The following is a 676-nucleotide window of genomic DNA, read 5'->3' on the forward strand; positions in this document are numbered from 1 at the left end:
ATCCGGTGCGCGGCCCGGTCCGCCTCGGCCCGGAACGGCCCCAGCCGGCGCCGTCGCGCCAGCCGGATCGCCGCCGCCCGGTCCGGATCCGTCCCGGGCGCGCCGCCATACAGGGACAGGGCCGCGTCCGCAACTGTCTCGTCGATCCCGGCCTCGCGCAGCTTGACCCGGATCGCCCGGGTCGACCGGCCGCGCCGGGCCAGGCCGGCGATCCGCATCTCGGCGAATTGCGCGTCGTCCAGCAGCTTCGACCGGGTCATGCGGTCAAGGAGGGCCGTGATCCGCGCCTCCACCGCCTCGACATCGACCGCGGCCCCGGCCTGCAGGGCGCGCCGGATCCGGCGCTGCAGCACCCGGCGCAGCTGGCCGGTCGATGCGGCGTAGCGGCCGAGATAGTCCAGCGCCGCCCGCTCCAGGGCGGCGTCGTCGAGAGCGGGCGGTCGGCGGGGCGGTCGGTCCATGCGCGACAGTGCCGCGCGGGAGGGGCTGGTGCCAAGTGTGCGCTTGATCGGCAGGACAGGCATCGGAGGAGAGAACGCGTTGCCTCTCCCGCCGGACGCGGGAGAGGTCGGGCTCGCGCAGCGAGACCGGGTGAGGGCTGGCCCAGGCCTCGACGCACTCCCCTCACCCGGAGCCGCTTCGCGTCTCCGACCTCTCCCGCAAGCGAGACCTTTTC

1 protein-coding gene is annotated in these 676 nt (G+C 75.3%); it reads right to left on the minus strand.

The window, feature by feature from the left end; all coding sequences use genetic code 11:
- On the minus strand, positions 1-461 hold a 461-nt coding region (locus tag P409_RS35585; RefSeq protein ID WP_034849896.1), incomplete at its 3' end, for a RecX family transcriptional regulator.
- Between the last annotated feature and the right edge of the window lie 215 nt (positions 462-676).

Source organism: Inquilinus limosus MP06, from assembly GCF_000767795.1.
Taxonomy (GTDB): domain Bacteria; phylum Pseudomonadota; class Alphaproteobacteria; order DSM-16000; family Inquilinaceae; genus Inquilinus; species Inquilinus limosus_E.